Genomic DNA, 12837 nt, shown 5'->3' on the forward strand with positions numbered 1-12837 from the left:
TTTAAAAGAAAAGACTACTTGTCACTGTCAGACAGTGTAGCAAGAAGTTTCGAAACCGGCATGCTTCCAAGGTCTTCACCGGTACGAGTCCGTACCGCTACGTGACCGGCCTCGACTTCCTTATCACCAATAACCAGCAGATAAGGAACTTTCATCAGCGTATGTTCCCGGATTTTAAAACCAATCTTCTCGTTTCTCAAGTCCGACTTGACGCGAACGTCTGCAGACTGTAACTGATCGACTACCGAGCGAGCATATTCCGAGTGGGCATCCGTGATACTCATCACAACGGCCTGAACTGGCGCAAGCCAGCTGGGCAGATTGCCAGCGTAGTGTTCAATGAGGATACCGATAAAGCGCTCCATCGATCCTACAATGGCCCTGTGCAGCATGACAGGAGGATAACGGTTACCATCCTCGGCCACGTACTGGGCGCCAAGCCTTGTCGGCATCATGAAATCAACCTGCATGGTACCGACCTGCCATTCACGACCCAGGCAATCCTTCATGTGATACTCGATCTTGGGCCCGTAAAATGCGCCCTCCCCAGGAAGCTCGGTCCAGGTTACATCACACTGCGAGAGAGCATTGCGAAGTGCCCCTTCGGCACGATCCCAGACCTCATCATCACCCAACCGCTTTTCAGGGCGCAGGGCAATCTTCACCTCGATATCATCAAAGCCGAAGTCACCATACACCTTGAGCGCCTGCCGATGGAAGTCGGTAACCTCGGATTCGATCTGTTGCTCGGTACAGAATACGTGGCCATCATCCTGGGTAAAGGCACGAACACGCATGATGCCATGCAGTGCACCGGATGGCTCGTTACGGTGACAACCACCAAATTCACCAAAGCGAACAGGCAGGTCACGGTAGCTCTTGAGCCCCTGATTGAACAACTGAACATGCCCCGGGCAGTTCATGGGCTTCAGAGCGTATTCACGTTTCTCTGACTCGGTGAAAAACATGTTCTCTGCATAGTTGTCCCAATGTCCAGATTTCTTCCAGAGTGAGACATCCATGACCTGCGGACAGCGCACTTCCTGATAACCGCCCTGCTTGTATACACCCCGCAGATATTGCTCAACCACCTGCCAGATGGACCAGCCACCCGGATGCCAGAATACCATACCCGGTGACTCTTCCTGCATATGGAAGAGATCCATGCGCTTGGCCAGTTTGCGGTGATCGCGCTTTTCCGCTTCTTCCAGCCGTGTCAGATATGCCTTGAGCTGTTTTTTATCACCCCACGCCGTGCCATAAATACGAGTCAGCATCGGCTTGGTCGAATCTCCACGCCAGTAGGCGCCGGCAAGCTTCAAAAGCTTGAATGACTTGAGGTGACGGGTATTGGGCACGTGCGGACCTCGGCACATGTCCACATATTCCTGGTGATGATAAAGACGAATGGTGTCACCTTCACCGATGCCCGAAACGATCTCCTGCTTGTATGGTTCGTTCCGAGCTGCAAACGTGGCTTCAGCCTTGTCCTTGCCTACGTATTCACGCTCAACATCATAACTGGTATCGATCAGCGCCTTCATGCGCTTTTCGATGGCTTCCAGATCATCTGCCGAAATGGACTGACCAAAATCGATGTCGTAGTAAAAGCCATCATCAATGACCGGACCGATTGCCATTTTGGCGTCCGGATACAGCTGTTTTACTGCGTGGCCCAGCAGGTGTGCACAGGTATGGCGTATGATTTCGAGACCTTCATGGTCACGCGCAGTAATGATGGCTACGTCAGCATCCTGCTCAATCACATCAGCTGCATCGACAAGCTGGCCATTGATTTTTCCGGCGACAGCAGCCTTGGCAAGCCCGGGACCTATCGACTCGGCTACGCCCATGATGGAAACAGGCGCATCGAAGCGTCGTTGAGAACCGTCGGGAAGGGTTATAACAGGCATTGAAAATCCTCTGGTTCAGTGGTGACCCCTACCAAGGATCACGTGAACAATCATATAGATGGTGACCAATGCCGTTTTCTGAACCTGCCCGCCTTACACGGCGGTATGCGATTCAGCCCAGGCATTGGCCAGTGAAGCCGGCCTACCTTATCAGGGGCACTGCAAGCCCGTCCAGACAACACAAAAAAGCCCCGGCATTGGCCGGGGCTTTCTGCTTGCGCTCGGCTGATGCCGGGCGAAGGAACTGCTTAGTTCAGCTCACCTGCGCTACCCAGCGGACGAAGCTCTACGCGACGGTTCTGCGCACGGCCTTCTGCAGTCTGGTTGGTAGCAACAAAGTTGGTTTCACCCAGACCCTGGGTTTCCATGCGGCTGGCGTCAACGCCCTGGCTTGCCAGGTAGCTCTTGACGGAATCAGCACGACGCTGAGACAGGTCCTTGTTGTAGGAGTCAGAACCAACAGAGTCGGTATAACCTTCAACGCGAACGCGAACGCTGTCGCTACCGTTCAGCTTCTGAGCAACGCCGTTCAGGATCTGTTCGGCACTGGACGTCAGCTGCGCGGAGTCAAACTTGAAGTTGACATCATGCAGGACAACATTGGCCGGGCAGCCCAGCGCATTTACCTTGGTACCAGCCGGAGTATTCGGGCACTGGTCCTGGTAATCCGGCACGCCATCACCGTCGGAATCAAGCGGGCAGCCCTTGGCATCAACGCTTACGCCAGCCGGTGTACCCGGGCACTGATCCTGATAGTCAGCAACACCGTCATTGTCGGAATCAAGCGGGCAGCCCTGTGCGTCAACTGCAACGCCAGCCGGTGTACCCGGGCACTGATCACGGTCATCCGGCACGCCATCATTGTCGGAATCCATGGATGTCGGAGAATTGTCAGCACAAAGCATGGCGCCTGCTGTTGCACCGGCGACACCGCCGATGGCACCACCAGTTTCCTCGTCGCTGTCGCCGCTGACGCTGTAACCGATACCACCACCGATCAGACCACCAGCCAGACCACAGACGAAGGGAGTGGAATACCAGGGTTGATCGGAAGAACCTGCAGTAGAGGAACTGCTGGAGCTTGCACAGCCGGAAAGGCCCATGACAAGTGCAGAACCGAGCAGTAAGCCAGTCGCTGATTTATTCATTTAAAACTCCTTCGGGATACATCCAGGTTAGCTTCATGCTAACCGGTCGTTAATGACAGCAAAGGGTCAGGGCGCGCTCCATTGAGCAATCCAAGCGTCGCACTCTCTGCTCTCATCACCTGAATAGAGGCCAGGCCCCTATCACGCTTATAAACTGCCCTGTTCACCGGAATGATGCAATAGTCGAACAGCGTTTTCAATGTGTTTATCAAACAATGGGCTTAATCGAAAGCGCGGCCGTAAAAGGGCATCATGAAAGCCTTCAGGGCATATTCCACAAGACAATAGCATAAAATAGATCAAGTGCCAGATGTGGCGTCCTTGACCTCGACCCCCAGACCACTGCACATCCCCTGCAGCTCCATGGCTGCTGCATGAATACGATCACGATAATTGCCGGCAATATTCAATCGCTCGCGATCCTCCTTCATGCGCTCGCGTGCGGGTAGTTCCGAGCGTGATTGATGGGTATGCAGATGCGCGGTTTTTTCGCGAATTTCAGGCAGCACTTTCAGAGGTTCACGTTCAAACAGGGTGCTATCCAGAATGTCTATGATCACACACGCCCTGAGCACACCTTCTACCAGATCGACCTGATCTGCCAGCATCGCCCTTGAAATCACATCCAGGTTAGCCAGGCACTGTACACGAGCACGCTCAACCTCACTGGCGGCCCTCGCCTGGCGCACACGCACTTCCTTCCAGAGCCTGTGCGCATACAGGGCAAGTCCGGCCACGGTCAAGATACACGCTGCCAGAATGACCCAAAGCCATATTGCCGACATTATTTACCCCTGAGGCATATCCACCAGCGACTCGAAAGAAGCCACCAGCTTGCGGGCCTGTTGTTCATGTGAGTAGTGAGTAGCCAATTCCGCCATGGCCTCACCTGTTGATCTGCAGCGAGCCTCATCATTCAGCAAGGCAAGGATCTGACTGACATGCGACTCGACCTGATCAGGGTCGATCACAAGGTCCGGCCAGCGATCGGCAATCAGTTCGGAAGCACCCACGTAGCGTGACAACATCACAGGTGTTGCACAGGCCATGGCTTCCAGAGCCACCCGCCCAAACTCCTCGATATGCGCCGGGAGAATGAACAGATCCAGAGCGCCATAAAGGGTTTCCACTTCATCAATGGTCGTGCGCCAACTGAAATGGGCTTCCAGGCCGAGTTGCCTTATGCGTGCCTGATAAGGCGCTGGATCGTCCTTGCCAACGATCAGAAAATGAAAGGCTTTCTGCTGCTTCAAAAGCACCGAAGCCAGTGTAATCAAGCCATCAACGTTGCGTTTTTTGAAATTCCCTGACGTTACCAGCCCGACCAGAAAACAGTGATCGGCAACCCCCATCGCCTGACGCACGGCATCACGGCCAGCTCTGGCGCTCACGGGGTTGAACCGATGGGCATCATAGCCAGGGTAGCTGATCTCAATCTGGTGGTCAGGTATACCGTACCGGGAAACCAACTCATCGCCCATCAGACGTGAATTGACCGCGACGCGCCGAAAACGCCCCCGACTCAGGACATGATCATGTATTGCTGCTACTTCATGATTCCTGGGAAGTGGTGCCTTGTTGATTCGCTGGCTGGCCAGATGTACACAGTTGTGCATGTAGACCACATCCGGCGTTTCAACATCGCCGTGACTGACGAGAAGCGTTGGCGCATGTCGCCGAGCCCAGCACTGCACCTGCCTGTTGAACCAGAACCGTCGTATAGCGCCCTTGAACGGAAAACGCCAGCAGTGCACATAACGTACACCGCTGGCGCGGATCAGGTCTGGCCGAGCACGCTCGGCCAGAATGGTAACGCGGTATCCCAGGGACTGAAGTACTGCAGCCTGCTCGAAAGCATTACGGCTGGCGCCGGTATTCTTTTCTACCTGGCGAATTGCAATGGCAGCCGTCTTGTCGGGACATACCTTCATTGATGACCCTCTCAGGCGTTATTCAGCTTGAGAGACTCTCCACGACCGATCGCATAATACATGAGACCAGCCTCATGAACGGCATCAGGCTCATACAGGTTACGACCATCGATCAGAACCGGCAGTGACAGCTGATCCTTGAGCCAGTTGAAGTCAAGCGTACGGAATTCCTTCCACTCGGTAACGATCACCAGCGCATCAGCGCCACGTACTGCCTGGCTTTGATCCGCCACCAGTACCAGGTCATCGCGGTCGCCATAAATACGGCGACATTCCTTCATGGCTTCAGGGTCATATGCCTGAACTCGACCACCGGCTTCCCAGATGGCTTCCATCAGGGTACGGCTGGGCGCTTCGCGCATGTCATCGGTATTGGGTTTGAAGGCAAGGCCCCAGACAGCAATTGTCTTGCCCTTCAACTCACCGTTGAAGGCAGCAGACAGCTTGCGGAACAACGTTGTTTTCTGGCGGTAGTTAACGGCTTCCACCGAGTTGAGCAACTCGGCTTCGTACCCGACCTGTGAGGCGGTGCGAGCCAGCGCCTGAACATCCTTCGGGAAACAGGAGCCACCGTAGCCACATCCCGGATAAATGAACTGATAGCCGATACGCGGATCACTGCCGATACCGCGACGCACGGCTTCAACATCCGCACCCAGACGCTCTGCCAGGTTGGAGATCTCGTTCATGAAGCTGATCTTGGTGGCCAGCATGGCATTTGCCGCATACTTGGTCAGCTCAGCCGCACGAACATCCATGAACATCAGCTTATCATGGTTACGGTTGTATGGGCCGTAACATTCACGCATCAGCTCAACGACCTTGTCGGAATCAGTACCAACCACGATACGCGCACCACGCGTAAAGTCTTCGATCGCAGCACCTTCCTTCAAGAACTCGGGATTGGAGCACACGTCAAAGGAAAGCGAGGCGCCACGCTCATCAAGCTTGGCCTGCAGGGCAGCAGTCACGCGATCCGCAGTACCGACGGGCACCGTGGACTTGTCAATGACAACCTTGTAGTCCTGCATGTACTCGCCAATGGTCGATGCCACGGCCAGCACATACTTGAGATCAGCACTGCCATCTTCATCCGGAGGCGTACCAACGGCAATGAACTGAAGCACGCCATGAGCCACTGCGGCCTCGGCATCGGTAGTAAAGCGCAGGCGACCGGAGGACACATTGCGTTCGACCATGGTGGAGAGACCAGGCTCGAAAATGGGAATTTCACCCTGCTCCAGACGAGAGATCTTGTCGGCATCGACGTCCATGCACACAACGTCGTGACCCACATCAGCAAGACATGTACCTGTCACCAGACCAACATAACCGGTACCAAAGACTGTAATTTTCAATGTAGCTTCCTTTGTACATCTGTTTTTTCATGCGGACGACAGACTGATAAACGCGTTTGTCAGGCCCGCTTTACATTAAGACTTCAAATACGCTGCCAACTGCTTATTCGGCATACCCTTGCGGGTTATTATATTGCCACCGCCATGTATCTACCATCATGTCTTCTATGCCTTTCCGGGCTTTCCAGCCAAGCTCCTGCTCGGCATACCCGGGTTCAGCGTAGCATTCAGCAATATCGCCAGGACGACGCGGCTTGAGCGCATAGGGTACATTGCGCTCACTGGCCTTTTCGAAGGCCTTGACCATTTCAAGCACGCTATACCCCTGGCCGGTTCCCAGATTGAAGGTAAAGACCCCTTCATTGCGCTCAAGGTATTCAATCGCCTTGAGGTGGCCATCCGCCAGGTCGGTAACGTGGATATAGTCCCGCACCCCGGTGCCATCGCTGGTGTTGTAATCACTGCCGAAGACGGAAAGCTCATCACGGCGCCCGATAGCGACCTGGCTGATAAACGGCACCAGATTATTCGGGATGCCCTGAGGATCTTCACCAATCCGGCCACTTTCATGCGCCCCTACCGGATTGAAGTAACGCAGCAGGCAGATACGCCAGCTGTCATCAGCCACGGCGAGATCCCGCAGAATTTCTTCAACCATCAGCTTGGAGCGACCGTAAGGATTGGTCGCAGCCGTCGGGAAGTCTTCGGTTATCGGCACGGTGGCCGGATCACCGTATACCGTCGCAGAAGAACTGAACACAATATTGCGAACGTTGGCTCGATCCATTGCACGACAGAGTATCAGCGTACCGCTGACATTGTTGTCATAGTATTTGATCGGCTGGGCTACACTCTCACCGACGGCCTTCAGACCGGCGAAATGAACAACGGAGGTAATGTCATGCGTTTCGAACAGTCGATCAAGCAATGCTTCATTACGAATATCACCTTCCATGAAAGGCACTTCGCGGCCTACCAGTGTTGCAACGCGCTCAAGCGCCTGCTGGCTTGAATTGCAAAGGTTGTCGAGTACCAGCACATCGTGGCCCGCCTCCATGAGCGCTACCACGGTGTGTGATCCGATATAGCCAGCGCCACCGGTTACCAGAATCATTGCTTCACCTCCATTCAACACACTTTCAAAAGGAGTGGGCCAAAGCCGCCCACCATGACCGACAATGAAAACACATTATACCAAAGGCTTATATGCCAAAGTGTCCCATGCCGGAAAGATGCACCACGCTTTCCGAACCTACATGTCAATAAAGGACGACCATACATGGACAGGAAAGCAGATGTACTTACTGCGCCTAGAATAGGGCTCATTATAGGGTTTGTCTTTGCCGTACTGGTACTTTTGATTCCCCCACCCGCCTCGATGCCCCCGCCCGCGTGGCACTGCATAGGTCTGGCACTGCTGATGGCCACCTGGTGGTCAACCGAAGCCATCCCCATCCCGGTCACATCCCTGTTGCCGATCATTCTGATACCCGCCATGGGCATCGGCGATGTAAAGACTGCCACGGCACCCTATGCCAACCCCATCATCTTTCTGTTTCTGGGGGGCTTCCTGCTGGGGCTGGCCATGCAGTACTGGAACCTGCACCGCCGACTTGCGCTCAATATCCTGCTGAAGGTGGGACACTCTCCCAGGCGACAGATTGCCGGGTTCATGCTGGCCACCGGCTTCATGAGCATGTGGGTTTCCAATACGGCAACGGCCATCATGATGCTGCCCATTGGCATGTCCGTCATTACGCTGTTGAATGATCAAAAACAGGAAGGCATGGATCGGTATGGCACGTCACTGTTACTGGCCATCGCCTACTCGGCCAGCATCGGTGGCGTTGCCACTTTGATCGGCACGCCCCCCAATGCGCTTCTTGCCGGCTACCTGTCCACGGATCAGAACATGGATATCGGCTTTGCGCAGTGGATGATCGTCGGCCTGCCCATTGCCCTCGCCATGATGGCGCTAACCTGGTGGTGGCTGACGCGTGGCATTGCAGATCATGGCAATGGTGAACAGAGCAGAACCCTGTTCGAGGACAAGCTCAAGGAACTCGGGCCAATGAGTCATGCCGAAAAGCGTGTCGCCGTCACATTTGTCGTAGCGGCGGTACTCTGGATTCTACGCCCCCTTATCAATGACCTGGGCATGGAATGGCTATCGGATACCGGCATTGCCATGATTATCGGTGTGGGGCTGTTCCTCATGCCCTCCGGCCAGCCGGGTCAGTCTCGGTTGATGAGCTGGGATAATGCCAGCGAATTGCCCTGGGGCGTACTGTTGCTGTTTGGTGGTGGCCTGTCCCTGGCCGGTGCGGTGAAAAGCTCGGGGCTGGCAGAATGGATAGCGGCGCATCTGTCAATCTTCGGCATATTGCCATTGGTACTACTTATACTTGCCATTGTTCTGGTAATTATCTTTCTGACGGAAGTGACCTCCAATACAGCGACCGCAGCAGCCTTCCTGCCGCTACTGGGCGCGCTTGCCCTGTCATTGAACGTGCCTGTACTCCTGATAACCGTGCCGGCTGCCATTGCAGCCAGCTGCGCCTTCATGATGCCGGTCGCCACGCCGCCCAATGCCATTGTTTTCGCTACAGGAAAAATGCAGATAGGGTCGATGATTTCAGCCGGTCTGGCATTGAATCTGGCCGGTACGCTGATCGTTACCTTCATGGCTTATGGGCTGATCACCCTGTTCTGGCTGTAATCGGCAGACCTTTTCATGACGAAAGCGCCGGATCAATTTCCGGCGCTTTCGCTTGCTTTGTTACCGACGTTACGTAGTATGCTCCCATTGTTAAAAAACAGTGTTTCAATTAGCTCTGCGGTAAACGATACTCATGAATATCTCTCATTTCGCAAGTTTCAATGTAGCCGGTGGCATTGGCCTGTTGAGTGCTAGCCTGGTGCACGCATTGGAAGCCCGGGGCCATCACAACCTGCTGGTCAACAAGGGGACGCATATTGCGCCCGCCATCCAGCAGAAAATGCAGAAAAGCGTGCCCGTCATGAGCTATAAAAAGCCCGGAAGAGTGCGTATCCCCGGCGCGCTGACACATGTACGTACGCATAGCCTGACACGCGCACTGAAACAACACGACAGGCCGGACGTACTGCTGAGCTGGTCACAGCTCAATGCAGTGCCATTGATCAAGGCCCATCGCAAACTGGGTGCCACCACCATTCATTACGACCACGGCTCTGCCTGGCGCTCAAACCCCAGCGCAGCCCGGCTTGATCACCTGAAGGCCTGCGAGGCAGTGATCTGTGTATCCAACGCCACCCGCCGCATGCTGGAGCTGCGCTGGGGTGTGGATCATGTTCCCTTGATCGTTCAACATAACCCCCTGATGCCCGGGCAGGAGGTTACTTGTGAAGCGACGACTGATCGCCCAGCCAGACAAAAGCATCGATATCGGCTGGGGATGGTAGGTCGTCTGGTCCCCGTCAAGGGATTTCCCATTGCTCTCAAGGCATTGAAAATAATCAGGGATCGTGGGCTTGACGTTGAACTTCATATCATCGGTACCGGTATGATGGAAGCAGCTCTGAGACAGGAGTGCGCATCACTTGGCCTGGAGGGTGCCGTACAGTTTCACGGCTACTGCAGCGACATCAACGCCCGAATGGCTGAATTTGACATACTGCTGTGCCCATCCTTTCGAGAAACCTTTGGCCTGGTCAGTGTGGAAGCTGCAGCAGCAGGATGTCCTGTGATTGGAAGCCGGGTAGACGGACTGCCGGAAACCCTGAGCGAAGGAATTACCGGCATGACATTACCCTGCACGGAAGCCCCGGCCTCCGTCACCCTGCATGCGAATCATGAAAGTATTCCGGAACAGGTGTATGACCCTGATACTGATACTCTCAGGGCACCGCTCGGGGTATCGCCAAAGCAGCTTGCAGATGCAACCGCTGAACTGCTTCTGGATGAGACACGACGAAAGAACATGGGTATCGCAGGGCAGGCACTTGTTCGCGAACGATTCGGGTTTGATCGTTATGTCGATAACATGGTGTCCCATCTACACCATTATGGAACAACAAGATGACCCTTCTGGAAACCCGCGCCACAGGAAAGGACAGCGCCTCTTTCAGCCTCGTCCACGGTGGAACACTGGATATCACCTTCAATATTGGTGTATCACGGCGACCATGGCAGCAACCCCTGCCGACTGCGACGCTCCATCAGCCAGGACAACCCGAGGTCGTATTCACGCTGGACCGAGACCACATTGAACAGCGTCTGACCTGGCCACTCCATGAAGAAACGATACACGCGGAAATGAGGTTGACGCTGAAAGGCGCCACACTCAGCAGCACGCCGGTGACAAGACTCTGGCCACGCCCGCAGCTCAAGGGGCCATGGCTTGTCATTTCGCCTCATCCGGACGATGCGGAACTGGCAGCAGGAGGGCTTTATACCACCCACGCAGATGACACCTATATTGTCACCCTGTCTGCTGGAGAAAAACTGAAAAGTCTGGAGCGTCAATACCTTTCGGGGCTGGACGATACACTTGAAGCCGCCCGGCAACGCAAGGCGCAGTGGCGAACCTGGAATGTCATCGCCACACCGCTGCTATCAGGCATCACGCCTGAACGTTCCACGCTGATCGGCATGCCGGACGGCATGGGATGGGCACTTGTTCATGACCAGCAGACCATTACACCCGATATCCCGGTCGAGTCACTGCGCCAGCATAATCATCGAAGGCTTCCGTCGCCCTCCTCGTCAGGCCTTGTGCGCCAGGACATCATCGCCCCCCTGACCGAGCTGATCCATGAGATAAAGCCTGCCACGATTCTGGTGACAGACCCCGAATTCGATCCCCACCCGGATCACCAGGCAGCTTCGCTGGCACTTGCATTGGCACTGGCCGATAGCGACCATCAGCCAGAGGCCATCCTGATGTACGCCAATCACTATCAAGGGGGCTATCCACCAGGGCCCGCCGGTCAGCCAGCCTGGACGCCACCCGGCAGTATCGCAGTCAAGCAACTGTTCCATGACGCACCAGCCCCATACCATCACGTGCTAAGCCCGGAGCTTCAAAAACACAAGGCATTACTGCTGGACAGCATGAGTGATTTATCATATCGGTTTTCACCCCGCCAACAGCGCAGGAAAGCCAGACGTTCCGGCTTTACATCACGGTTTGCAGTAGAAAGGGATCCTTACTTTCAGGCGGCCATTCGGTCTACGGAATTCTTTAGATGCATTGAAACAAAGGCGTTCCTTGACGGGTGGGCCCGGGAAATTTGAGCGCGTATTAACGAGTGCGCTACCATGTTGACCTCTCCCATGGTTGGCAATGTGTCATGTCTCAGCGTGTTCTTCTGGTAGTTCGCAAACTCAGTATTGGCGGCATTGAACGCAATACAATCAATCTGGCCAATGTGCTTCACCGCGAGGGACATGAGGTTCACATTCTGGTTCTCAAGGGCGGACATGAACTGACACCGGACCCGGGTGTTCACGTCCACCGAAAGGACTTCGACAAGGCCTTTCGTAAAACCGGCATAGGTCTGCTGTACGATCTTGCTACCCGTGCACTGCTGTCCCCCCTCATGAAGGGGTCAGGCTTTGTGTGGCGCGGCTGGTACGGCGGGCGCTATCTGAAACGCTTTGTAGCTGCGCTGGAACATGATCATGGTCCGCTGGATCGAATTATCATGCGCGGCCAGGGCGCCTTTGAAACCGTGTGGTCCTGGCGTGATCCTCGGCTCTGGCAGGTTACGGTATCCTGGCCTGGTGAATACGGCGGTCGCCTCCGAGGGTTCTATCTGCGAAGGCTTTATGAAGGCAAACAGGTAGTCTGCAATACGCCAAACGTTCGCCGCCAACTGGAAGAACAGCTGGCCTTCTACGGGATCTCGCCAGCACGCTGGACGACCATCGGTAATGTGTGTGATATCGACGGCATCAGGGAGCGGGCCAATGAGGCGGTAGAACTTCCTTCTCGTCCCTTTGTAGTGCAAGTGTGCCGCCTGTCAAACGTCAAGCGACAGGACGTTCTGGTTAAAGCCTATCTCGCTGCCGGCATTGATGAAGATCTGGTCATTGTCGGTGATGGCCCCATGCGCCCCCATGTCGAAGCCGTGATTCGTGAGCACAATGCGGAGGACCGCATCCACCTGATCGGAAGCCGCGTTAACCCCTACCCCTGGATGAAGCACGCACGCCTGTTCATCCTTAGTTCGCGCAGTGAGGCATTCGGTATCGTGCTGGCAGAAAGCATGATTTGCGGCACCCCCTGTGTAGCACCGGATGTGCCCGGCGGTATTCGCAATGTACTGATCAATGATCAGGCGCGCCTGATCGCAGATGACACCATTGCGTCACTGGCCGCCAGGATACGTGAAGGTCTTGACAACCCTCCTGACATTTCTGCCGATCCGGAACTTTACGAACGCTATAGGGATACCCGTATCATGGAGAAGTTTCTGGCACTGCCTGTCACGCCCTGAATGG

10 protein-coding genes are annotated in these 12837 nt (G+C 55.0%); 4 read left to right on the forward strand and 6 right to left on the reverse strand.

The features are described from left to right. Window positions 1-14: 14 nt before the first annotated feature. The 6 genes from thrS to galE all read right to left on the reverse strand — a co-directional run bounded on the left by thrS (window position 15) and on the right by galE (window position 7464). Window positions 15-1913 carry a threonine--tRNA ligase gene (gene thrS / locus NAT21_RS07685; RefSeq protein WP_250936918.1) on the reverse strand — a complete coding sequence of 633 codons (1899 nt, stop codon included), beginning with the start codon at window positions 1911-1913 and terminating at the stop codon, window positions 15-17. 248 nt (window positions 1914-2161) lie between these two features. Further along, window positions 2162-3061 (reverse strand): OmpA family protein, encoded by a 900-nt coding sequence (locus NAT21_RS07690; RefSeq protein WP_250936919.1) that lies wholly within the window; start codon window positions 3059-3061, stop codon window positions 2162-2164. A gap of 299 nt (window positions 3062-3360) precedes the next feature. Further along, window positions 3361-3846 (reverse strand): DUF2489 domain-containing protein, encoded by a 486-nt coding sequence (locus NAT21_RS07695; RefSeq protein WP_250936920.1) that lies wholly within the window; start codon window positions 3844-3846, stop codon window positions 3361-3363. A gap of 3 nt (window positions 3847-3849) precedes the next feature. Next, window positions 3850-4992 carry a glycosyltransferase family 4 protein gene (locus NAT21_RS07700; protein ID WP_250936921.1) on the reverse strand — a complete coding sequence of 381 codons (1143 nt, stop codon included), beginning with the start codon at window positions 4990-4992 and terminating at the stop codon, window positions 3850-3852. Between the two features lie 11 nt (window positions 4993-5003). Next, window positions 5004-6350, reverse strand: coding sequence for a UDP-glucose dehydrogenase family protein (locus tag NAT21_RS07705; RefSeq protein ID WP_250936922.1), 1347 nt, complete (start codon window positions 6348-6350; stop codon window positions 5004-5006). Window positions 6351-6453: 103 nt separating this feature from the next. Then, a complete protein-coding gene (gene galE, locus NAT21_RS07710) occupies window positions 6454-7464 on the reverse strand; it encodes a UDP-glucose 4-epimerase GalE (RefSeq protein WP_250936923.1) in 1011 nt (336 codons plus the stop codon). A 165-nt stretch (window positions 7465-7629) separates the two neighbouring features. Between galE and NAT21_RS07715 the strand changes: the two genes are divergently transcribed. The 4 genes from NAT21_RS07715 to NAT21_RS07730 all read left to right on the forward strand — a co-directional run bounded on the left by NAT21_RS07715 (window position 7630) and on the right by NAT21_RS07730 (window position 12833). Next, window positions 7630-9069: an SLC13 family permease gene (locus NAT21_RS07715; RefSeq protein ID WP_250936924.1), complete on the forward strand. Its 1440-nt coding sequence runs from the start codon at window positions 7630-7632 to the stop codon at window positions 9067-9069. Window positions 9070-9202: 133 nt separating this feature from the next. Further along, window positions 9203-10414, forward strand: coding sequence for a glycosyltransferase family 4 protein (locus tag NAT21_RS07720; RefSeq protein ID WP_250936925.1), 1212 nt, complete (start codon window positions 9203-9205; stop codon window positions 10412-10414). Beyond that, window positions 10411-11628 (forward strand): PIG-L deacetylase family protein, encoded by a 1218-nt coding sequence (locus NAT21_RS07725; protein ID WP_250936934.1) that lies wholly within the window; start codon window positions 10411-10413, stop codon window positions 11626-11628. Before NAT21_RS07720 ends, NAT21_RS07725 begins: the two co-directional genes overlap by 4 nt. Window positions 11629-11684: 56 nt before the next feature. Beyond that, window positions 11685-12833 carry a glycosyltransferase gene (locus NAT21_RS07730; protein WP_250936935.1) on the forward strand — a complete coding sequence of 383 codons (1149 nt, stop codon included), beginning with the start codon at window positions 11685-11687 and terminating at the stop codon, window positions 12831-12833. The last annotated feature ends 4 nt before the right edge of the window (window positions 12834-12837 follow it).

Origin of the sequence: Larsenimonas rhizosphaerae, assembly GCF_023700005.1 — a bacterium.
GTDB lineage: Bacteria > Pseudomonadota > Gammaproteobacteria > Pseudomonadales > Halomonadaceae > Larsenimonas > Larsenimonas rhizosphaerae.

Bases quoted from the DNA above. Each gene is read 5' to 3' on its own strand.
- NAT21_RS07700 (WP_250936921.1), bottom strand. From the start codon at position 4,992: ATGAAGGTATGTCCCGACAAGACGGCTGCCATTGCAATTCGCCAGGTA.
- NAT21_RS07725 (WP_250936934.1), top strand. From the start codon at position 10,411: ATGACCCTTCTGGAAACCCGCGCCACAGGAAAGGACAGCGCCTCTTTC.
- galE (WP_250936923.1), bottom strand. From the start codon at position 7,464: ATGATTCTGGTAACCGGTGGCGCTGGCTATATCGGATCACACACCGTG.
- NAT21_RS07715 (WP_250936924.1), top strand. From the start codon at position 7,630: ATGGACAGGAAAGCAGATGTACTTACTGCGCCTAGAATAGGGCTCATT.
- NAT21_RS07720 (WP_250936925.1), top strand. From the start codon at position 9,203: ATGAATATCTCTCATTTCGCAAGTTTCAATGTAGCCGGTGGCATTGGC.
- thrS (WP_250936918.1), bottom strand. From the start codon at position 1,913: ATGCCTGTTATAACCCTTCCCGACGGTTCTCAACGACGCTTCGATGCG.
- NAT21_RS07690 (WP_250936919.1), bottom strand. From the start codon at position 3,061: ATGAATAAATCAGCGACTGGCTTACTGCTCGGTTCTGCACTTGTCATG.
- NAT21_RS07730 (WP_250936935.1), top strand. From the start codon at position 11,685: ATGTCTCAGCGTGTTCTTCTGGTAGTTCGCAAACTCAGTATTGGCGGC.
- NAT21_RS07695 (WP_250936920.1), bottom strand. From the start codon at position 3,846: ATGTCGGCAATATGGCTTTGGGTCATTCTGGCAGCGTGTATCTTGACC.